The organism is Nonomuraea sp. NPDC003709, from assembly GCF_040610775.1.
GTDB lineage: Bacteria > Actinomycetota > Actinomycetes > Streptosporangiales > Streptosporangiaceae > Nonomuraea > Nonomuraea angiospora_A.
In genome coordinates this window covers 76,921-95,573 of sequence record NZ_JBEXMW010000030.1, presented here as the reverse complement: position 1 = coordinate 95,573, position 18,653 = coordinate 76,921, and the positions used below count along the sequence as shown (strand labels likewise).

The following is an 18,653-nucleotide window of genomic DNA, read 5'->3' as shown; positions in this document are numbered from 1 at the left end:
CGCCCGGTCTCTCAGGCTGTCAGCAGGGGAAGCGCCTCGAAGACGTGGTCCTGCCACAGGCGGCGCGAGGTCTCCTCGGGGTACGCCGCGACCGACGGAACCGTGTCGAAGATCCGGGTCAGGCGCTGTTCGGAGTCGTACGCGGGCCAGCCCGGGTCGCCCGAGGTCGCGAAGGACGTCCAGGCCGTGCGGATCTGGGCGGTCAGCTCGCGGGCCTCGGCGGTGTGCTCGGGGCCGATGGCCGCCGGGCCCAGGTGGGCGTCGTAGGTGCCGAACAGCAGCGGTCCGTCCAGCCCGTGGCAGGCGCGCATCACCCCGCCGTTGCCCGGGGACTGCCAGGCCAGCTCGTACAGGTAGGCCCTGCCGCCCCCGGCCGCCTGCGCCTCGGCCAGGCGCAGCGTCGGCATGCGGAACAGCCAGTCGGTCTGCACGAGTTCGTGGAGCTCCTCGGCGGACGCGCCGGGGAACGCCGCGCGGTAGGCGCGCTCGCCGTCCTCCCCGGGGCCGAAGCGGCGCAGCGTCTCCCCCGCCTGCTCCTCGGTGATCTTGCCGAGCTGTCCGGAGAAGAGGAGGAACGTACGGAACTCGTCGCGGGTGTGGCCGATGATCAGCTCCACGTCCCGTCCCGCGCCGCCCGCCAGCGCCTGCCAGGGGGCGGCCGGCAGCACCTCGCCGTCGACCACGGGCGAGAAGGCGGTGAGCGTGTGCGCGAACGAGCCCCAGCGGTCCTCGTAGTGCCGCATCTTCGACTCCAGGGCATGCCCGATCGCCGGCAGTTCCCGCGGATCCACGCCCGACAGGTCCCCGGCCGTCGGGCGCAGGCCCGCCTCGGCGGCGATCGCCGCCGCGACGTCCCGGGCCAGGGCGTCGGAGAAGAAGGTGCCCGGCAGGCTCTGCCCGACGGCGTGCCGGAACAGGCCCGCCGCGCTCGGCATGACCATCAGCGCGGCGATGGACCCGGCGCCGGCCGAATCACCGAGAACGGTCACCTGGCCGGGGTCGCCGCCGAACGCCGTGATGTTCTCCCGCACCCATTCCAGGGCGGCGACCTGGTCGAGCAGGGCCCGGTTGGCGGGCGCGCCGTCGATATGGGCGAAGCCCTCGACGCCGAGGCGGTAGTTCAGCGACACGAAGACCACGTCGCCGTCGCGGGCGATGTGCCGGGCGTCGTAGCCGGGGCTGCCGGAGAAGCCGTGCTTGTAGGCGCCGCCGTGGATCCACACCATCACCGGGCGGCGGGCCGCCGGGTCGGGGTCGGGCGTCCAGACGTTGACCGTCAGCCAGTCGTCGCCCGTGCCCTTGAAGAGGGCACCGCCACCGCGGCCGGCCATGCTCGCGTCCTGCGGGGCGGGCGGGCCGAAGGTGAACGCCTCGCGTACGCCGTCCCAGCCGCGCACGCGCCGCGGCGCCTGGAAGCGGGCCGCGCCGATCGGGGGCTCGGCGTACGGGATGCCGCGGAAGACGGCCAGGCCGTCCTCCGTGCGGCCGCGCACCACGCCGGTGGCGGTACGGACCTCGGGCTCCTCGGCTGCGGACATGGCGGCTCCTTTGCCTAAATCGACTGATTTAACCATTGTCCATTTTTTAACACATGTCTAGAGTTGCGGGCGTGCAGGATCGACAAGACCGCCGAGTGCGCCGCTCCCGTGCCGCCCTCATGGCCGCCGCCGTACGCCTGGTCTCCGAGCGCGGCACCACGGCCCTTCCCGTCGGCGAGCTCTCCGATGCCGCGGACGTCAGCCGGCAGCTGGTGTACCTGCAGTTCGGGGACCGCGACGCGCTCCTCGTTGCGGCCGCGACCGACCTGGTCGAACGGGAACTCCTCCCCGAGGCCGGGGACGAGGGCGCACCGCCTCGCGCGCGCATGCTGGCGATGGCCCGGCACTTCGCCCGGCACCGGCCCTTCTACCGCGCGATGCTCACCGGATCCTGCGCGTTCCCGATGACCCGGGACCTGAACAGGCTGTTCGGCTCGCTCATCACCGTGACGGGCCTGCACGAGGTGTTCGGCGACCTCGACGACGCCACGGCGCAGGACCTGGCCGCGCTGATCTCGGGCGGGACCGGCACGATCGTCAACGACTGGCTGATCGACGCCGACGACCCCCTCGACCCCGACGAACTGGCCGACCGCCTGCTGCGCCTCTCGACCACCCTCGCCCGCACCCCCGGAGGTCGCCCGCGATGAACCTGAACAGCCATCTCGTCCAGCGCATGCTGCGCCTGCCCCCGCCCCTCACCAGGGACCTGACGATCGAGCGCGACCTGCGCGTGCCGATGCGCGACGGAGCCGTCCTGCTGGCCGACCGCTGGGCGCCCAAGTCCGGCGGCGACGGCCTGCCGACCGCGCTCATCCGCGCCCCCTACGGCCGGGCCGGCCTGACCTCGGACCCGATGGCCCGCCCGCTGGCCGAACGGGGCTTCCAGGTGCTGATCCAGAGCACCCGCGGGACCTTCGGCTCCGAGGGCCCCTTCGACCCGCTGCGCCGCGAGCGCGAGGACGGCCTCGACACCCTCGACTGGGTGATCCGGCAGCCGTGGTTCGGCGAGTCGATGATCCTGTACGGCTCCAGCTACCTGGGCTTCGTCCAGTGGGCGGTCGCCGACGCCCTACCGCCCCAGGTCAAGGCCATGATCCCCGGGGTCTCCGAATCGGCCCTCACCCTGGACTTCCTGCGCGGGGACGCCTTCTCCCTGGAGACCCCGTTCGTCTGGGGCGTCCAGGTCGCCGGCCAGGAACGCCCGCTCGCGATGCCGCGCCAACTGCTCCGGGCGAAGAAGGTCCAGCGTGCCCTGCGCACGCTGCCGCTGGCCCAGGCCGACACCGCCGCCCTGGGTCACCACGACGACTACCTCCAGAACATCCTCGCCCACGACGCCGGCAGCCCGTTCTGGCAGGGCCTGGACCACCGGCACCGGGTCTCGGACATCCAGGTGCCGGTGAGCAGCGTCGGCGGCTGGTACGACATCTTCCTGCCCGGCCAGCTCCGCGACCACCGGGCCCTGCAGGACGCCGGACACCCCCTCGCCCGCCTCACCGTCGGCCCCTGGGCCCACGTCTCCATGGGTGTCGGGCAGACGGCCGCCGCCGAGGCCCTCGACTTCGGCCTGACGCTGGCCCGGGGCGAGGAGCCGGCCGAGCGCGCCCCGGTACGCCTGTTCGTCATGGGCGAGGAGAAGTGGCGCGACTTCCCGTCCTGGCCGCCGCCGGGATACGAGCCCCGGCGCTTCCATCTCCAGCCTGGCGGCGCTCTCTCCACCGAGACGCCCGAGGAGTCGTCCCCCGACGGCTACCGCTACGACCCGGCCGACCCCACCCCGGCCCTCGGCGGCGTCCGCATGGCCTTCGGCGAGAAGGCCGGCCGCGTCGACAACGCCGCTCTCGAGGCGCGGCCCGACGTCCTCACGTACACGACGTCCGTGCTGGAGGAGGACGCCGAGGTCGTCGGCGAGGTGAGCGCCGAGATCTTCTTCCGCTCCAGCCTCTCCCACGCCGACGTCTTCGTCCGGCTGTGCGACGTCGACGCCGACGGCCGCTCCACCAACGTCTGCGACGGCCTGATCAGCCTCACCGGCGCCGACGAGATCACCCCCGCCACGGTGACCCTGTGGCCGACCGCGTACCGCTTCAAGCGCGGCCACCGCATCCGCGTCCAGGTCTCCAGCGGCGCCTTCCCCCGCTACAACCGCAACCCCGGCACCGGCGAGCCCCGGGCCATCGCCACCACCCTCCGCACCGCCGACCAGCAGGTCTTCCACGACCCGCAACACCCGTCGGCGGTGCTCCTCCCCGTGCGCTGACCGCGCCGTCAGGCGAGTTCGTACGTCCAGCCGGAGGCGAGGGAGGAGGAGACCCGCACCTCGCCACCGGAACGGGTGACGGTGAACCGGGCGGGCTCGCCGGAGGCGTGATCGGTGACGGTGAGGGTGGTCTCGCCGTCCGGTCCCGGGTAGACGCGCAGGGTCAGGCCGTCGAGATAGTCGTAGTCCGGCCGGTCGTCCCTGGCGCCGACGGGCAGGACGGCGCCTTCGCGCACGTAGATCGGCATCGAGGTGAAGCCGTGCCGCTCGGTGCGCCAACGCCCGCCCTCGACGCGCTCCCCCGTCAGGTAGTTCGTCCACGTGCCGTCGGGCAGGTAGAGCTCCACCGTCCCGTCAGAGGTGAAGACGGGCGCGACGAGCAGGTCCGGGCCGAACATGTACTGGGTGTCGAGGTGGGCGGCGTTGCGGTCGCCGGGGAACTCCATCGCCATGGGCCGCATCACGGGTGTCCCGCTCTCGTGCGCCCGGACGCCCGCCTGGAACAGGTACGGCATCAGGCGCAGCTTGAGCTTCGTGAACAGCCGGGTCACCGCCACGGCCTCCTCGTCGAAGGCCCACGGAACGCGGTAGGAGGTGGAGCCGTGCAGCCGCGAATGGGAGGACATGAGCCCGAAGGCGACCCAGCGCTTGAACACGCCGGGGTCGGGAGTGCCCTCGAAGCCGCCGATGTCGTGGCTCCAGAAGGAGAACCCGGAGAACGCGAGTGACAGGCCGCCGCGCAGGCTCTCCGCCATGGACCCGTACGTCGATCCCGAGTCGCCGCCCCAGTGCACCGGCAGCCGCTGGCCGCCCGCGGTCGCCGACCGCGCGAACAGCACCGCCTCGCCCCGGCCCCGGCGCTCTTCGAGCACCTCGAACACCGCCGTGTTGTAGAGGTGCGTGTAGAGGTTGTGCATGCGTTCGGGGGTGGAGCCGTCGAAGTAGGCGACGTCGAGCGGGATGCGCTCCCCGAAGTCGGTCTTGAACGCGTCGACCCCCTGGTCCTGCAGCGCGCGCAGCTTCGACTGGAACCAGCGGGTCGCGTCGGGGTTGGTGAAGTCGACGAGTCCCATTCCGGCCTGCCACAGGTCCCACTGCCAGACCGACCCGTCCGGGCGCTTCAGGAGGAAGCCCCGCTCAGCGGCCTCGGCGAACAGCGGTGAGCGCTGGGCGATGTACGGATTGATCCACACGCAGACGCGCAGGTCCTTGGTGTGCAGGCGGGCCAGCATGCCCTCGGGGTCGGGGAAGACCCGCGGGTCCCACTGGAAGTCGCACCAGTTGAACTCGCGCATCCAGAAGCAGTCGAAGTGGAAGACCGACAGCGGCAGGTCGCGCTCGGCCATGCCGTCGATGAACGAGGTCACCGTCTGCTCGTCGTAGTCGGTGGTGAACGAGGTCGACAGCCACAGGCCGTAGGACCAGGCGGGCAGGCGCGCGGGGCGGCCGGTGAGCGCGGTGTAGCGTTCCAGGATCTGCTTGGGGGTGGGCCCGTAGATCACGAAGTATTCGAGACTCTCCCCCGCGACCGAGAACTGCACGCGTTGCACCGTCTCCGACCCGATCTCGTACGAGACGTGCCCCGGGTGGTTCACGAAGACGCCGTATCCGCGGTTGGTGAGGTAGAACGGCACGTTCTTGTAGGCCTGCTCCGAGGAGGTCCCGCCGTCGGCGTTCCAGATCTCCACCGTCTGGCCGTTCTTGACCAGCGGCCCGAAGCGCTCCCCCAGCCCGTAGACCACCTCGCCCACGTCCAGCGCGAGCTGCTGGGCGAGGTGGACGGAGGCCCGGGTGCCGCCGACCGGCGCCGGATCGACCTGCGCGTCCCCGGCGAGCCGGAAGTGGCCGATCGATTTGGGGCCGCTGGAGGTCAGCGGGCGCCCGTCCGCGTGGAACGACAGGTTCCAGGGGGCTCCGGGTGCCATGGTCGCGCTCAGCGCGCCACTGGTGAGGGTCGTCGATTCGTCCGTTTTGACGATTCCGTGGCCGTCCTCTGCGCCGACGAGGTCGAAGCCGCGGCCGTCGCTCGTGTGGTGGTCGATGCGGACGCGGATGACGTTCGCCAGCGGTGACGACAGCCTCAGCGAGAGGACCGGCCGGTTGAGGGTGTCGCCGCGGCGGTGGATGACGGTGGTGGGCGCGGTCACGGTGAACGCGCCCTCCTCGGTGGCGATGTCGTACGCCTCGGCCGCGTACAGCGCGGTGACGCCGGGGCGCAGCTGCCAGAGCCCGTCGGTGAACTTCATCGGCGGGTCATCCCTTCAATCCGCCGGCCAGCAGGTCGGCGCGCCAGAACCGCTGCAGCACCAGAACGAGGGCGATCAGCGGGATGACGGAGACAGCCGAGCCCATGATGACCAGCGAGTAAAGGTCCCCATCGCCCGCGCCCTTGCCCAGGAACGTGTACAGGCCCAGGGTGATCGGATATTTGTCCTGGTCGGAGAGCATGATGAAGGGCAGCAGGAAGTTGTTCCAGATGCCGACGAACTGCAGCAGGAACACCGTGACCAGCCCCTGCACCATCATGGGCAACACGATGGTGCCGAAGATCCGGGTCTCCCCGGCGCCGTCCAGGCGCGCCGCCTCCAGCGTGCTCTCCGGCACTGAGGCGGCGGCGAAGACCCGGCACAGGAAGATGCCGAACGGGTTGATGATGACCGGCAGCAGCACCGACCAGTGGGTCCCGGCCAGGCCGACGGCGGACATCAGCAGATACTGCGGGACGGCCAGCACGATGCCGGGCACGAGCACGCCGGCGAGGATCACGGAGAACAGGACCTCGCGCCCGCGGAAGCGGAACTTGGCCAGGGCGTAGCCGGCCATGGCCGACACCAGCGTCGACAGCATCGCGCCGACGCCGGCGTAGAGCAGCGAGTTGAGCCCCCACTTCCAGAACTGGCCGCCGCCGTAGGCGCTGAGGTTGGCCAGGTTCTCGAGGAGGCCGGTGCCGGGGGCGAAGGAGAAGGTGGTGAACAGCTCGCGCGACGTCTTGGAGGCGGCGATGACCACCCAGGCCACCGGGGTCAGGCAGTACAGCGCGCCGAGCAGCAGCACGATCAGCGGGAGGCGGGGCCGCCGCGCCGCCGCCGGGCGGCGGCGGTGGAACTGGCGGTCACCGGTGCGGGATACGGCGGTCATGCGTTGTCTCCGAAGGTCCGGCGCTGGAAGAACCGCAGCAGCAGCAGCGAGATGACCAGGATGCCCACCGCCAGCACCACGGAGGCGGCGGCGGCCCCGCCGAGGTTGTCGTTCGTGAACGCCTCCTGGTAGATCTTCATCAGCGGCACCCAGGTGAAGCTAATCGTGGTTGTCATCGGCCGTAGCGTGGCCGGCTCGCTGTAGAGCTGCAGGGTGCCGATCACGGAGAACAGGCCGGTGAGCACGAGCGCGGGGGCGACCAGCGGGATCTTGATGCGCCAGGCGATCTGCCACTCGCTCGCCCCGTCGATGCGGGCCGCCTCGTAGACGGAGGTGGGGATGGCGCGCAGCGACGTGAAGATGATGATCATGTTGAAGCCGACGCCGGACCACAGCGCGATGTTGGCCAGCGAGAAGTACAGGGCGGGGAAGCCGAAGAAGTCCAGCGGCCCGGCATTCAGCTGCCTGGCGAGGTAGGTGATGGGGCTGGTGCTGGGCAGGTACAGGAAGCCCCACAGGAGGCTGGCGATCACGCCGGGCACCGCGTACGGCAGGAAGATCGCGGTACGGGTGAAGCCGCGCGCCCGCACCCTGGGGGTGTCGAGCAGCAGCGCGAACAGCAGGGCCAGGCCCAGCACGCTGGGGATGGCGATGACGCCGTAGAGCAGGACGCGGCCGAGCCCGGCGACGTACTCGGGGTCGGAGAGCGCGGCGGCGTAGTTGTCGAACCCGATGAAGGCTTCCACCCGCCGCCCGAACGCGCCCCCGCCTTCGATGCGGAAGCCGCGGAAGCTCAGGTAGACGGCGTAACCGATCGGGACGATCAGGAACAGGGTGAACAAGACGATCGCGGGCGTGGCGAACAGCCACGGGGTGGCGACGGCGCGGACGCGCAGGCGTCGCCCGGCGGAGCTGGCGGTCATGAGACGTCCAGAAAGGGGTCGAGCCGAGGGCCCGGCCGGGCCCTCGGCGTCTTACTTGGTGACGGTGTAGCCGGACTTCTGCAGGTCGGCGATGACGGCCTGCTGCGTGGCCTGGTACACCGCGCGGAAGGACGTCTTGTCGAGCGCCGCCTTGTTGAGCGCGTCACCGAAGGCGCTCTGGGCGATGTTCACGTTGGGTCCCCAGGTCACCGGGATGGTCGTGTTCTTGATCACCTCGTCGGTGACCTGGTAGAAGTCCTTCTGCTGCGGCATCAGCTTAGGCGGCTCGTGGGTCAGCGTCGCCTGGCGCCCGGCGTTCCCGCCGGGATAGATGTCGAGCGTGAGCTGCAGCTTGGAGCCCTCGTCGGAGGCGCCGAGCCAGGCGGCGAAGGCCGCGGCCTCCTTGGCGTGCTTCGACTTGGCCGGCACCAGGTAGGCGGATCCGCCCAGGAACGGGACGGCGGGGTTGCCGGGCGTCCACTGCGGCAGCGGCGCGGTTTCCCACTTGCCGGCGGTGTCGGGCGCCACCGAGTAGATGACGCTGGGTGCCCAGGCCGCGGCGGCCCAGCTCAGGATCTTGCCCTTGTTGACCTGGGCGTTCCACTCCGGCGTGAGCAGCGGCTCGACCTTCACCAGGTCCCGCTTCACGAGGTCCTCCCAGAAGTCGGCGGTCTTCAGGGACGGCTCGCCGTCGATGCCGACCTTCCAGGCGTTGCCGTCGGTGCTCCACCACTGGGCACCGGCCTGGGTGGCCTGGGCGGCGAAGAACTCGAGCTGGTTGGCGGCGAAGCTGGCGATGTAGGCGTCGGGGTCCTTCTTGTGGATCTGCTCGGCGGCCTTGGCGTACTCGGCCCAGGTGGTGGGGACCTTGACGCCGTACTTGTCGAACAGGTCCTTGCGGTAAGTCAACGCCATCGGCCCGATGTCCTGGGGCACGCCGTAGACCTGGTTGTTGAAGGTGGTCAGGGCCCAGATGTTGGGGTCGATGCCCGACTTGGCGGACGCCACGTCGGCGGTGATGTCCTTCACGGCTCCGGAGACCACCATGGCCGGCACGGCGCGGTACTCCAGCTGCACGACGTCGGGGGTGTCGCCGGCCTTGTCGGCGGCCAACAGCTTGGAGGCGGTGTCGGAGGTTCCGCCGACCTCCGACAGCTTGATCGTGACGTTGGGGTTCTCCTGGTGGTACTTAGCGATGATCGCCTCGGCCTCCGGGTCGCCGCCCTTCAAGTTCCAGGTCCAGACCTGCAGCGTGACCGGCCCGCTCGCGCTCGCCGCCGTGTTCGGGGAGGGGGTGTCGGCGGACGAGCAGGCGGCCAGCGACGCCGCCAGGGCGAGCGCCAGCGCCGCGGCGCCGAGCTTCGTCCGGGGTCGGCGGCGTCGGGGCGGGGTCGGTGGGGTCATGACGATCTCCTGGGCGAGGGGTGGTGCGCCTCGGCGGGAATGCCGGGTCGTGCGTTGGGATCTAACCTGATGTTAACGTTGTCATCCTGTCAAGCCCCCTCTTTGTGAGATCTCTCGGAGCCCCCCCGTGCCTGCTTTCCGCAACCCGGTCCTGCCCGGGTGCTATCCGGACGCGTCGATCTGCCGGGTCGGCGAGGACTTCTACCTGGTCACCTCGTCATTCAGCTATTTTCCAGGACTGCCCCTCTTCCACAGCCGTGACCTGGTGCATTGGCGTCAGCTCACGCATGTGCTGGACCGGCCCGGGCTGCTCGCGCTGGAGGGCCTGGACGTCTCCGACGGCATCTGGGCACCGACCATCCGTCACCACGACGGCACCTTCTACGTGGTCTCCACGCTGGCCGTGAACCGGCAGGGCAGCCTCACCTTCGTCGTGACCGCCGACGACCCCGCCGGGCCGTGGTCGGACCCCGTGCCGCTGGAGGCCGAGGGCATCGACCCGTCGCTGTTCTTCGACGACGACGGCCGGTGCTGGCTCACCGCCTGCCGCGACGCGGTCCAGGGCGGTCCCGGCGAGTTGTGGATGCGCGAACTCGACCTGGACCGGCTCAAGCTCGTCGGCCCCACGCACGTGCTGTGGCAGGGCGCGGTGCGCGGGGCGTGGGTGGAGGCGCCGCACCTGTACAAACGCAACGGGGTGTACCACCTGATCGCCGCGGAAGGCGGCACCGAGAGCAACCACAGCGTCACCGCGGCGCGTTCCGGCACCGTCACCGGACCCTACGTCACCGACCCGCGCAGCCCCCTGCTGACCCACCGGCACCGCGGCCCGGGCGAGCCCATCCACAACGTCGGCCACGCCGACCTGGTGGACACCCCCGTCGGCGAGTGGTGGGCGGTGACGCTCGGCGTGCGGCCGATCGCGGGCACCCACACGCTGGGCAGGGAGGTCTTCCTCGTGCCCGTGACCTGGACCGCGCACGGGCCCGTCTTCGCCCCCGAGTCGGGAGCCGTGCAACTGTCGGAGCGGCTCCCGTCGATCGCGTCCGGCCGACCGGACGGCGACGCCGCCGTACCGACCGGACGACCGGACGGCGACACCGCCGTACCGGACGGCGACGCCGCCGTTCCGGCCGGCCGGGCGCACTTCGGCGGGCTGGAGTGGAACAGCCTGCGCGGTCCCGGCGACCGCGTCCGGCCCACGGCCGACGGGTCCGGGCTCGACCTCGACCTCGCCCCCGAGGCCCTCAGCTCCACCGGCGTGCCGGCCTTCCTGGGCAGGCGCCAGCAGCACGTCCGCTTCGGCGTGCGGACCCGGCTCAGCTTCGCCGCGGCCCGCCCGTCAGAGGAGGCCGGCCTGGCCGTCTTCCAGCACCAGGACCACCACGCCACGCTCTCCCTCACCGTGGACGGCGACGGGCAGGCGCAGGTCGTGCTGACGGTCCGGGAGGCGGGCACGAGCACCCGCCGGGCCTCCGTCCCGGTCTCGACCGGCGAGGTGCTGCTGGCCGTCGACGGAGACGAGGCCGGCTACACCTTCCGCGTCAGGGACCTCACGGCGGCGCAGTGGATCAGCCTGGCCACGATCGAACGGTCCTTCTTCAGCACCGAGCGCGCGGGCGGTTTCGTCGGGGTCTATCTGGGTCTGTACGCCACCGGCAACGGCCAGGCGAGCGACGGACGGGCGCGGGTCCACTGGTTCGAATACCAGCCCGACCCCGAAACGGCCGCCTAGCGGGGCGGCTTGGGCGGCGCCGTGCTGCGCCGGATCACGAGCTCGGGAGCGATCCGCTCGCACGAGGCCGGCTCACCCTGCATCAAGCGCAGCGCCTGCTCGATGCAGCGCGTGCCGAGAGCGACGAAGTCCTGGCGGACCGTGGTCAGCGCGGGCACCTGATAGGCCGCTCCCGCGATGTCGTCGAAACCGACGAGCGAGACGTCGCCGGGCACCTTCACACCGAGCTCGGCGAAGGCCGCCAGCACCCCCATGGCCATCTGGTCGTTGCCCGCGAAGATCGCCGTCGGCCGCTCGCCGGTGCGGCGGGTGACGAGGTAGTGGGCCAGCCGGTAGCCGCTGTTGCCGGTGAAGTCGCCCTCGAAGAACTCGCCGCCGGCCTCCGGCGCCTCCTCCAGCGCGGCCCGCCAGCCCTCGACGCGGGCTCGGGCGTCGAAGGTGCGCAGCGCGCCGGTCAGGTGGACGATGTGGCGGTGCCCCAGCTCCACCAGATGCCGTACGGCGAGCCGCGCGCCCAGCTCCTGATCGAGCTCGACGAAGCCGACGTCCGGGTTGGGCACGTTGCCGGACATGACCACCGTCATCGGCACGCCGGTCACGATGTCGACCAGGGCGTCCATCACCATGGCCCGGTCGGCGATGACCGCGATGGCCTCGACCGCCTGGTCGGTGAGCCGCTGCAGGGTCTCGGCCAGGTCTCTGGTGGTGCCGCCCTGCCAGCTGGCCATATTGACCCAGTAGCCCGCCCGCTGCGCCGCCGTCTGCACGCCCCGCAGGATGCGCGGCAGCTCGTACAGCTCGGCTCCGGCGAGCACCACCCCGATCGTCGAGGAACGGCGGCTCTTGAGCGCGCGGGCGACGCTGTTACGGCGATAGCCGAGCTTCTCGATGGCGGCCTCGACGCGAGCCCGGGTCTCCGGGCGGACGGACGGGTGGTCGTTGAGGACGCGGGAGACGGTCACGTGCGACACGCCCGCCTCGCGTGCCACATCCACCATGCCTGGTGCCCGATTCATGTCCTTCGCTTCCCGGCCTCCACCGTGCTGGCCCGTCTGCCCGAGCGACCCGCCCGCGCGCCGCGGTGCCGATTCGATGGTGCCACATCCGCCGGGCGCTCCCGCCCAAAGCGGTCATGGCGTCGGAGTCGTCCGTGAACTCTTTCGCGCCGTGGCGGTAAGTACAGGCGACCGTGCCCAATGAGGAAGGCACCGCATGAAGGAGCTGACCGTTTCATGGCAGAACCGGCGACGGCCGAGGCCGCCGACCCGGACCTGATCCGCAGGTCCCGGGAGGAGCCCGAGGTGTTCGCCGTGCTGTTCGACCGCCATGCCCCCGCGCTGCACCGCTACGCCACCCGCAGGCTGGGCGCCGACGCGGCCGAGGACGTGGTGTCGGAGACGTTCCTGGCGGCCTTCGAGCACCGGCACCGCTATCAGCCCGGCCAGGACGATGCCCGGCCCTGGCTGTACGGCATCGCCTCGAACGTGATCGGCAAGCGGCACCGCCGGGAGCTGGCCAGGTACCGGGCGTACGCGCGTGGCGGCCTGGACCCGGCGGAGATCGGCGGCGGCCTGGTCGAGGACGGCGTCGCGACGCTGGCGGTCAACCGGCCGCTGGTCGCGGCGCTGGCCCGGCTGCGCACCGGGGACCGGGACGCGTTGTTGCTGGTGGCGTGGGTCGGGCTGACGTACGAGGAAGTGGCCGTCGCGCTGGACATCCCGGTCGGGACGGTCCGCTCGCGGCTCAACCGGGCGCGCAAGAAGGTCCGCCAGGCCCTGGAGGGAACCGATCATGGATGAGATGGCGGAGCTCGACCGCCTGTGGGCGGACACGCCCGAGGCCACCGAGCGTGACCTGGCCGCCGCCCGCGTCGCCCTGCTGGCCCGGGCGGCGGCCCCGCCGCGCACACGACCACGGCGCCGGTACGCCTTCCGGCTGGCCGCCGTCGGCCTGCTGGCGACGGCGCTCACCGCTGTGATCATCGCCGGTCAGGTGGTCCTGGGCGGGTCGGCCACGCCGCCGGCCAACGCCCAGGCGCTGCTGGAGCGGGCCGCCCGGGCCGCCGGCGACCAGCGGGACCTGGTGCCCGGCCCCGGCCAGTACGTGCACACGAAGAGGCGGACCCAGGACCCGCGCAGCACGCGCGACCCGTCGGGCGGGCCGGTGCTGGGTTACGTGGTGACGGCGGTCGAGGAGCGCTGGGAACCCGCGGACCCCGGCAAGTCCTGGCTGCTCCGGGATCGGGCCGAGTCCGTCACGGGCGACCCGGTGCCCCGGTGGCTGTGGGACAAAGGCGCCGAGGACACCCTGTACGAGTCGTCCTGCCCCGGACAGCGCGCCTACGTGCGGCTGGGCGCCTGGCCCACCGACGTCGAGGCGGTACGCGCGAAGCTCGCGGCCCGGACCGGCCGGGATCCGGCGCGGATGTGGGCCGAGCTCAAGCAACTGGTCGCGGAGTCGGTGGTGCGCCCGAGCCTGAGTGCCGCGCTCTTCCAGGTGGCGTCCGAGCTGAAGGGGATCCGCCTGATCGGCGATGCCGTGGACGCGGCGGGCCGGCCGGGCGTCGCCGTGGCCATGGACGAGGGCGACGGCCGCCGCTCCGAGCTGATCTTCGATCGGCAGACCTACCACTACCTGGGCGAACGCACCGTGAACACCAGGGACATCCAGGTCAAGATGCCCGAGGGCGTCTACACCTCCCGCAAGGGGACGGTGACGGGCACCGCCGTGCTGACCGTCGATCTGGTCACCGCGCTGCCGGAGGTGTCGCCCAAGGCGTCGCGGCTGCGCATCCCCTGCTGAGACCTTCCCCCGATCCGGCGTCTTTCGCGCCGGGAGTTCTGTTTCGTATGTCCGGAAAACGAAGGGAAATCATCATGTTCATTGCCAAGGCGGTCGCTACCGCCCTGCTCGCGACCTCGTTCGGCGGCCTGGCCACGGCCACGCCGGGGACCGAGGCCGCGTACGAGAACAAGGCCAGGATCGAGTCGATGCGGGCCGCCTGCATGAAGGAGCAGGGGCTCACGTACCTGCCGGAGAAGGTCATCAAGCGCGACCGGACGAAGGAGGAGCGCGCCCGGCTCGCGGGCGACCACCAGGCGATGCGGGCCTACCGCGCCAAGTACGGCTTCGGCGTCTGGTCCAGGCTCGTCTTCCCCGGCGACCCCGCGGTCGACCGGGACATGGGTGAGAGCAGGAACAACAAGCTCCTCATGTCGCTGTCGGCCAAGGACCTCAAGGCCTGGCGGGCGGCGGACGACAAGTGCTTCGCCAAGGCCGTCAAGAGCGTGCTGGGCAAGACGGTGACCTCGCAGGACGACTTCCTCGCCGACGTGAACTCGGCGCTCGCCAAGGGGCTGCGCGAGCTCGAGGCCGACGCCAAGGTGGCCGCGCTGGGCAAGGAGTTCGGCGGCTGCCTGAAGGTCGCCGAGACCAGGCCGTCGGTGCTGGCCGACCGGGGACGGGCCACGTTCGCGAAGGAGGCCACCGAGGTCGCCAGGGCCCAGAGCAAGGGCTCGCTGCCGAAGGGGGCCGTCGTGCTGCCCCGGCTGACGCCTGAGCAGGCCAAGCCGTACCTGGACAAGGAGGTCACGGCGGCGCTGGCCGACCTGGAGTGCGGCAAGGCCTTCTACCCGGCGTACGCGCCCAGGGCGCGGGCGATCGCGGAGCGGGTGTACCAGGAGTTCGCGCTGGACTTCGCGCTCTGAGCGTCGTTGCCCGGCGGACCATGCCGTCCGCCGGGCAACGGCTGGGCATTGATCATCTTTGACCACTGAAAGGTAGGACATGAGCTTAGGCAGTGGGCTGATGGCCGCGGCACTGGCCGGCACAGTCGGTCTGGCGGCCGTTCAGCAGCCTGTTCCCGGTGACAGCGGGAGCGCCGCGCAAGAGGCCGGCAGCGTCACCCTCCTGACCGGCGACCGCGTCGTCGTGACGGGCCGCGGCCACCGGGTGGAGCCCGGACCGGGCCGGGAGGCGAGGTACTTCACGCAGTACCGCGACGGACACCTCCACGTGATCCCTTCCGACGCGATGCCGCTGGTGGCCGCGGGCGTTCTGGACAGGCGCCTGTTCGACGTCACCCAGCTCCTGCGGTGGCGGCTGGGCGACGCGGACAGAGCGGACATCCCGCTCATCACCCAGACGGGCGCGGATCCGGCGTCGCCGCTGAAGGCCGCGCAGCAGACCGTGCGACTCGCCGCGCTCGGGATGACCGCCCTGCGGCTGCCCAAGAAGGGCGCGGGAGAGTCCTGGAAGGACCTGATCAGCCGGTCCCGGACCCAGGCCGCGGGCAAGACGAGGATCTGGCTGGACGGGCGCCGCTCGTTCACCCTCGACCAGAGCGTCAAGCAGATCGGCGCCACCGAGGCGTGGAAGCAGGGGATCACCGGAGAGGGCGTCACGGTCGCCGTGCTCGACAGCGGCTATGACCCCGACCACCCGGACCTCAAGAACGTGGTCACGCAGGCACGCAGCTTCACCGGCGACTCCGACCCGCGCGACACGTTCGGCCACGGCACGCACGTCGCCTCGATCATCGCGGGCGCCGGGGAGAAGTACCGCGGCGTGGCACCGGGGGCCAGGCTCGCCGTCGGCAAGGTCGGCGACGCCGAGGGCATCACCGACTCCGCCTTGCTGGCGGGCATGGAGTGGGCGGCCACCGAGGTCAAAGCGAAGATCATCAACATGAGCATCGGCGGGGGCGACACCCCGGATCTCGATCCGCTGGAACAGGCGGTCAACACGCTCTCGGCGCGGACCGGCGCGTTGTTCGTCGTGTCCGCGGGCAACAACGGCGGTCCGGTCACGGTGAGCAGCCCGGGCAGCGCCGACGCGGCCCTGACCGTCGGAGCGGTGGATCGTACGGACCAGCTGGCCGGGTTCTCCAGCCGCGGTCCCCGGATGGGCGACCACGCGATCAAGCCGGAGATCACCGCCCCCGGCGTCGGCATCACGGCGGCGGCCGTCGGCGGCGGTTACATCGCGCACAACGGTACCTCGATGGCCGCGCCGCATGTGGCGGGTGCCGCCGCGATCCTCGCCCAGAGGCACCCCGGCTGGACCGGTGAACGACTCAAGGCCGCCTTGATCGGCAGCGCCGCCTCCACCCCGACCGCCACTCCTTTCGAGCAGGGCGGCGGGCGGGTGGACCTGGTCCGCGCGCTGGCACAGCCGGTCGTCGCCGCGCCGGGCACCGCCTGGGCCGCCTTCCGCTGGGATGACGCGGGTGGCCGACGGACGACCAGGACCCTCACCTACGCCAACTCCGGCGACTCCCCCGTCACCCTGGACCTCACCGTCACGGGCGACGTGCTGAAACTGCCGGCCGACCGGCTGCAGGTGCCGGCGGGAGGGGAGGCGCAGGTCACGCTCACCATCGACGCCGAGGGCAAGAGCGTCGGTGAGCACACCGGCGTGGTCACCGCCACCTCGGGCGACACCGTCATCCGCACCCTGGCCGGCGCGTACGTGGAGCCGGAATCGTCCGACGTGACCGTCACCGGCATCAACCGGAGCGGCCTCCCCGCCGCGGGCTTCGGCGATTTCTACAACCTCGACACCGGCAGCTTCCAGTCCGTCAGGATCGAGAACGGTGTGGCCAAGGTCCGCCTGCCCAAGGGCCGGTGGAACCTCTATGCGGACCTGTACGAAGGCTCCGCCGCCACGACCGCGCACGTCCCGGTGACCATCGGTGACGATGATCAGAATGTGGTGCTGGACGCGCGCCAGGCCAAGCAGATCCGGTTCGCGGTGGACGATCCGACCGCCGTGCCGGAGCAGATCCAGGGTCTCACCCTGGCCAACGGGACCTGGTACTTCGGCTGGATAGCCGTCGGAGACCCCGGCCGGAGCTTCTTCGTGCTCCCCGTACGCCAGCCCGAGCTGCGCTACATGACCAACACCATCTGGCACAAGAAGGACACCTCGCCCAGCCCTTACCGGTACGACCTGGTCGACTACCGCGTCGGCGGCATCCCGGACGACCCCGCCTACACCGCGCGGACGGCCGACCTGGTGAAGGTGAGCGAGACCTACCGCGCCTCGGGCGTGCCGGGCCAGGGTGTGGCGGCCACCGGACCCCGCATGCCCGGTATGGACTGGGCCTTCACGGTCCCGTCGCCCGCCGTCGATCTCCCCGGCGCCATGACGAACTACCGGACCCCGGGATTCGTCTGGGACAGCGAGCTCCGGACCGGCACCGCCACGCTGACCGGCACCAGCGGCCGCCTGGATCGGGGACCGGTACGCGAGGTGTGGAACGCCGCGGTCACCGGACCCGGGTTCGCCGCCGGCGGCGGCGAACGTACCGGAAACGAGCTGAACGTCTCGGCCGCACAGCTGTTCAGCGACGGCGCCGCCGGGCGGAGGGGCGCCGACGCCGCGGCCACCGGCGCGCTCACCCTCGCCCGGAACGGCGAGGTGATCGCGAAAGCCGACGTGACCGGCTGCGCGCCGGCGGAACCCGGCAAATGCCTGCTGTCGGCGCGGCTCCCGGAGGCCGCGGACACCTACACGCTGACCGCGTCGGTACGCAGGCAGGCGCCCCACGCGGCCCTCACCACGGCGGTGGACACCATCTGGACCTTCCGCTCGGCCGGCACTGCGAAACCGTCGCCCCTGCCCTTGATGGCGGTACGCTACGCACCGGCCGGCCTCGACGACTCCAACCGCGCCCGGCCGGGATCCGTGACCCGGGTCCCCGTCTGGGTCGAGCGGAACCCCGGAGCCGCCAAGGCCGCGGTGCGGTCGCTCACCCTGGAGATGTCCGCCGACGACGGCGCGACCTGGCGCCGGATCCGCGTGACCCCCGGCGGCACCAGCTGGACGGCGCTGCTCTCCAACCCCCGCACCCCGGGGTTCGTCTCGCTGCGCGCCACGGCGACGGACAGCGCGGGTGACCGCGTCACCCAGACGATCAGCCGCGCCTACTCCGTCGGCTGACGAGACTTGGCCGGCCGACCTCGAAGGGGGTCCTGGACAAGCGGCTGTTCGACGTCACCCAGCTCCTGCGGTGGCAGTAGCGTGTCGGCCTGACGGACGCGTTCGGCCAGGCTGTGGTCCAGGGACGACACCGTACGGGCCGGGCAGGGCTCGCTCTCCCGGCCCGCCGAGTCGGCGTACCGGATCCAGGCGACGCGCCGGCGGGCCACCGCCAAGCGTGTCGCGAGGCCGCGACACCGTTGTGTCACGGGTGGCGGGTGATGTCGCTCACACCGTGATGCCGCGTTTCCGCCGGTCCGACGGGGAACAGGTCGGGCATGGAGGTGCTGAGCAATCGAGTGCTGCTGCGTCCGAAGGATCTCGCCCGGAGCCTCGGCTTCTACCGCGAGACGCTCGGCCTGGCCGTCTATCGCGAGTTCGGCCCCGCCGACCACCCGGGCGTGGTCTTCTTCCTCGGCCAGGGGTTCCTGGAGATCTCCGGGCACTCCGACGACGGGGCCGTTTCCGGGCTGTCGCTGTGGCTGCAGGTACGCGATGTGGCGCAGGAGGAGGGACGGCTCCGGGAGGCGGGGGTCACGGTGGTGCGTGAGGCGCGGCTGGAGCCGTGGGGCCTCATCGAGCTGTGGATCGAGGACCCCGACGGGCACCGCATCGTGCTGGTCGAGGTCCCGTCCGATCATCCGCTGCGCCGTGACACCCGCTGACGGAGC

General features: G+C 71.5%; 14 protein-coding genes. 8 read left to right on the top strand and 6 right to left on the bottom strand.

The features are described from left to right. Positions 1-11 precede the first annotated feature (11 nt). Complete coding sequence (locus ABZX61_RS55430) at positions 12-1,538, bottom strand: carboxylesterase family protein (RefSeq protein WP_355208658.1); 1,527 nt, start codon at positions 1,536-1,538, stop codon at positions 12-14. 71 nt (positions 1,539-1,609) lie between these two features. Between ABZX61_RS55430 and ABZX61_RS55425 the strand changes: the two genes are divergently transcribed. Both ABZX61_RS55425 and ABZX61_RS55420 read left to right on the top strand, forming a co-directional pair. Beyond that, positions 1,610-2,188, top strand: coding sequence for a helix-turn-helix domain-containing protein (locus tag ABZX61_RS55425; RefSeq protein ID WP_355208655.1), 579 nt, complete (start codon positions 1,610-1,612; stop codon positions 2,186-2,188). After that, positions 2,185-3,801 carry a CocE/NonD family hydrolase gene (locus ABZX61_RS55420; protein WP_355208652.1) on the top strand — a complete coding sequence of 539 codons (1,617 nt, stop codon included), beginning with the start codon at positions 2,185-2,187 and terminating at the stop codon, positions 3,799-3,801. Before ABZX61_RS55425 ends, ABZX61_RS55420 begins: the two co-directional genes overlap by 4 nt. An 8-nt stretch (positions 3,802-3,809) precedes the next feature. On the opposite strand, the gene yicI is transcribed toward ABZX61_RS55420, so the two are convergent. The 4 genes from yicI to ABZX61_RS55400 are packed head-to-tail and all read right to left on the bottom strand — an operon-like array spanning position 3,810 to position 9,266. After that, positions 3,810-6,047 carry an alpha-xylosidase gene (gene yicI, locus ABZX61_RS55415; RefSeq protein ID WP_355208649.1) on the bottom strand — a complete coding sequence of 746 codons (2,238 nt, stop codon included), beginning with the start codon at positions 6,045-6,047 and terminating at the stop codon, positions 3,810-3,812. 7 nt (positions 6,048-6,054) lie between these two features. Beyond that, entirely contained in the window at positions 6,055-6,939 is an 885-nt protein-coding gene (locus ABZX61_RS55410) for a carbohydrate ABC transporter permease (RefSeq protein ID WP_355208646.1), read from the bottom strand. Next, positions 6,936-7,862 (bottom strand): sugar ABC transporter permease, encoded by a 927-nt coding sequence (locus ABZX61_RS55405; RefSeq protein WP_355208643.1) that lies wholly within the window; start codon positions 7,860-7,862, stop codon positions 6,936-6,938. Before ABZX61_RS55405 ends, ABZX61_RS55410 begins: the two co-directional genes overlap by 4 nt. Before the next feature lie 51 nt (positions 7,863-7,913). After that, the gene (locus tag ABZX61_RS55400) at positions 7,914-9,266 is read right to left on the bottom strand and encodes an extracellular solute-binding protein (RefSeq protein WP_355208640.1); all 1,353 of its coding nucleotides are present in this window, start codon (positions 9,264-9,266) and stop codon (positions 7,914-7,916) included. Between the two features lie 127 nt (positions 9,267-9,393). On the opposite strand from ABZX61_RS55400, the gene ABZX61_RS55395 reads away from it, so the two are divergent. Next, a complete protein-coding gene (locus ABZX61_RS55395) occupies positions 9,394-11,001 on the top strand; it encodes a glycoside hydrolase family 43 protein (RefSeq protein WP_355208637.1) in 1,608 nt (535 codons plus the stop codon). On the opposite strand, the gene ABZX61_RS55390 is transcribed toward ABZX61_RS55395, so the two are convergent. After that, positions 10,998-12,017, bottom strand: coding sequence for a LacI family DNA-binding transcriptional regulator (locus tag ABZX61_RS55390; RefSeq protein WP_355208634.1), 1,020 nt, complete (start codon positions 12,015-12,017; stop codon positions 10,998-11,000). The genes ABZX61_RS55395 and ABZX61_RS55390 overlap by 4 nt on opposite strands. Before the next feature lie 216 nt (positions 12,018-12,233). On the opposite strand from ABZX61_RS55390, the gene ABZX61_RS55385 reads away from it, so the two are divergent. The 5 genes from ABZX61_RS55385 (at position 12,234) to ABZX61_RS55365 (ending at position 18,647) form a co-directional block, all read left to right on the top strand. Next, on the top strand, positions 12,234-12,800 hold the full coding sequence (locus ABZX61_RS55385) for an RNA polymerase sigma factor (RefSeq protein ID WP_355208631.1): 567 nt from the start codon (positions 12,234-12,236) through the stop codon (positions 12,798-12,800). Continuing rightward, positions 12,793-13,803, top strand: coding sequence for a CU044_5270 family protein (locus ABZX61_RS55380; protein ID WP_355208628.1), 1,011 nt, complete (start codon positions 12,793-12,795; stop codon positions 13,801-13,803). Before ABZX61_RS55385 ends, ABZX61_RS55380 begins: the two co-directional genes overlap by 8 nt. A gap of 74 nt (positions 13,804-13,877) precedes the next feature. Continuing rightward, positions 13,878-14,708 carry a hypothetical protein gene (locus tag ABZX61_RS55375; protein ID WP_355208626.1) on the top strand — a complete coding sequence of 277 codons (831 nt, stop codon included), beginning with the start codon at positions 13,878-13,880 and terminating at the stop codon, positions 14,706-14,708. Positions 14,709-14,787: 79 nt separating this feature from the next. After that, a complete protein-coding gene (locus ABZX61_RS55370; protein WP_355208623.1) occupies positions 14,788-17,943 on the top strand; it encodes a S8 family serine peptidase in 3,156 nt (1,051 codons plus the stop codon). Between the two features lie 317 nt (positions 17,944-18,260). Further along, positions 18,261-18,647: a VOC family protein gene (locus ABZX61_RS55365; protein ID WP_350732953.1), complete on the top strand. Its 387-nt coding sequence runs from the start codon at positions 18,261-18,263 to the stop codon at positions 18,645-18,647. Positions 18,648-18,653 lie beyond the last annotated feature (6 nt).

Excerpts from the sequence above, each read along its gene's own strand:
- ABZX61_RS55400 (WP_355208640.1), bottom strand. The coding sequence starts at position 9,266 with ATGACCCCACCGACCCCGCCCCGACGCCGCCGACCCCGGACGAAGCTC.
- ABZX61_RS55420 (WP_355208652.1), top strand. The coding sequence starts at position 2,185 with ATGAACCTGAACAGCCATCTCGTCCAGCGCATGCTGCGCCTGCCCCCG.
- ABZX61_RS55380 (WP_355208628.1), top strand. The coding sequence starts at position 12,793 with ATGGATGAGATGGCGGAGCTCGACCGCCTGTGGGCGGACACGCCCGAG.
- ABZX61_RS55385 (WP_355208631.1), top strand. The coding sequence starts at position 12,234 with ATGGCAGAACCGGCGACGGCCGAGGCCGCCGACCCGGACCTGATCCGC.
- ABZX61_RS55370 (WP_355208623.1), top strand. The coding sequence starts at position 14,788 with ATGAGCTTAGGCAGTGGGCTGATGGCCGCGGCACTGGCCGGCACAGTC.
- ABZX61_RS55405 (WP_355208643.1), bottom strand. The coding sequence starts at position 7,862 with ATGACCGCCAGCTCCGCCGGGCGACGCCTGCGCGTCCGCGCCGTCGCC.
- ABZX61_RS55375 (WP_355208626.1), top strand. The coding sequence starts at position 13,878 with ATGTTCATTGCCAAGGCGGTCGCTACCGCCCTGCTCGCGACCTCGTTC.
- ABZX61_RS55410 (WP_355208646.1), bottom strand. The coding sequence starts at position 6,939 with ATGACCGCCGTATCCCGCACCGGTGACCGCCAGTTCCACCGCCGCCGC.
- ABZX61_RS55365 (WP_350732953.1), top strand. The coding sequence starts at position 18,261 with ATGGAGGTGCTGAGCAATCGAGTGCTGCTGCGTCCGAAGGATCTCGCC.
- yicI (WP_355208649.1), bottom strand. The coding sequence starts at position 6,047 with ATGAAGTTCACCGACGGGCTCTGGCAGCTGCGCCCCGGCGTCACCGCG.
- ABZX61_RS55430 (WP_355208658.1), bottom strand. The coding sequence starts at position 1,538 with ATGTCCGCAGCCGAGGAGCCCGAGGTCCGTACCGCCACCGGCGTGGTG.
- ABZX61_RS55390 (WP_355208634.1), bottom strand. The coding sequence starts at position 12,017 with ATGAATCGGGCACCAGGCATGGTGGATGTGGCACGCGAGGCGGGCGTG.